Origin of the sequence: Ruminiclostridium papyrosolvens C7, assembly GCF_000421965.1 — a bacterium.
GTDB lineage: Bacteria > Bacillota > Clostridia > Acetivibrionales > DSM-1351 > Ruminiclostridium > Ruminiclostridium papyrosolvens_A.
Map to the genome: position 1 here is coordinate 1 of NZ_ATAY01000095.1, position 1,789 is coordinate 1,789.

General features: G+C 42.6%; 2 pseudogenes. Both read right to left on the bottom strand.

Going from position 1 to position 1,789, the window contains the following annotated elements:
- Positions 1 to 1,023, bottom strand: a pseudogene (locus L323_RS41840) (S8 family serine peptidase); the annotation flags it as partial.
- Positions 920 to 1,789 (bottom strand): annotated as a pseudogene (locus L323_RS41845) (S8 family serine peptidase); the annotation flags it as partial. The pseudogenes L323_RS41845 and L323_RS41840, both read right to left, overlap by 104 nt.

Sequence of the window (1,789 nt, forward strand, 5' to 3'; positions counted from 1 at the left end):
GTCGTACTGGTAGCCAGCGTAGGTTATGTTGTTGTTAACATCTCCCGTCTGCTCTATTATGTTTCCGAAGGCGTCGTAGTAGTAGGTTGCTTGGATTGCCCCGTTTTCTCCAACTAATGCGGTTACGTCTCCGTGGCCGTTGTACATATAGTTCATTGTATCATTTTGTGCAGTTCTTGTCAGGAGATTTGTTCCATATATGTTTCTGGCTGTCTCGTTGCCTTCTACGTCTGTTTCCAGTACTACCTTGTCAGCTTCATACAGGTAGTTTGTGGTACGCTCGTTTTCGGTCTTGGACACCCTGTAGCCTTCCCCGTTATAGGAATAAGTTGCAGTTTTCTTCCCTGCAGTGGTTTTTATCAGTTGGTTCCAGACATCGAACCGATAGTAAGTTACATTGCTTGTTGTACTCTGGCCTGACTTTTCCAAACTGAATCCACCTGATGTAGACGTGGCAACCGGTTTTATGGTTTCTGTTGTTTTTGAGACTGTGTTACCATTGTTGTCGAACCTGTATGTGTCGGTTATTGTTTCGGTGCCGCTTCTCTTTACGGTTGATACAAGTCTGTTCTGCTCGTTGTAGGTATATGTTGTGGTTACAGAGACCGCACCTGCCAGCATGGTTTCTGTAAGCCTGTTTCCTGCCTTGTCAAAGGTGTAGTTGGTTGTCCTGCCGTTTGGCTCCGTTACCTTTTCAAGTCTGTTAAGACTGTCGTAGTTGTAGCTAGTAGTTCCTTTTCTGTCTGTCTTTGTAGTCTGGTTGTGGGCTGCGTCATAGGTATAACTGTAAGTATCTATTACTGTTCCGTCAGCTTTTTTGTTTGTGAGTGTTTTATTTAGTCCGTCCTTGTAGTAGTTGTATTCCTCTTTTGCTCCGTCACTGTAGGTTACGGTTTTTCTGCTGCCGTTGCCGTAATACTCATATGTTGTGGTCTTTCCGTCTGATATCACCTCGAAAAAGTCTGCCCGCTTTGTCATATACTTTTTTCGTAAGATTGTGCTTGAAATCCTCAGTAGTTTCAAAGTACAAACCTCCGCCCTCAGTATTATCATAGGTGTAGGTAGTTGTACCGAAGCCGGGTGCTTTTTTGGTTGTTACTCTGTTTTCCTCGTCATAGGTTCTTGTGGTTGTACCTGTTTTATCTGTCATGGTGAGCTGGTTGTCATTGTTGTCATAGGTATAGCTGATTGCAGCTTCTCCTATCGTTTTTCTGGTAAGTCTACCATGTATGTCGTAGGAATATACGGTCTGTTTTCCGTTTTTGTCGGTCTTTGTCTCCATGCTGCCGTCTGCAAAATAGGTGTACTTTTCTGTTTTGGCATCCAGATATGTATATTTCCCCGGTGTACCTATTCTTCCCCCCTGATCTATTTTCCTGATAACCTTATTTGCAGCGTTGTATTCATAGGAGGTTGTGTTTCCGTTTCCGTCGGTCTGGGTCAACTTGTTTCCGTTTAAGTCGTAGGTATAGGTTGTTTTCTCCGACTTTGGGTTTATTACCTCTGCCAACCGGTTGTATTCATCAAATCTATATGTCGTGGTAATATTTCTGCCGTTTGTTTTGGCGATGATATTGCCAACATCATCATAGGACTGGCTTGTTGTATGGCCCTCCGGATCTATGGTTGCAATGAGTCTGTTGTTTTTGTCATATATGTAGTGGGTTTCATTACCCAATGCATCTGTTGATTTTATCTGTTTGCTGTTTTTGTTGTACTCTAACTTTTGTATTGTAGTGTAAGGATCTCTTTTTTCTATGAGTCTGTTTAAGGGATCATACACATTGGT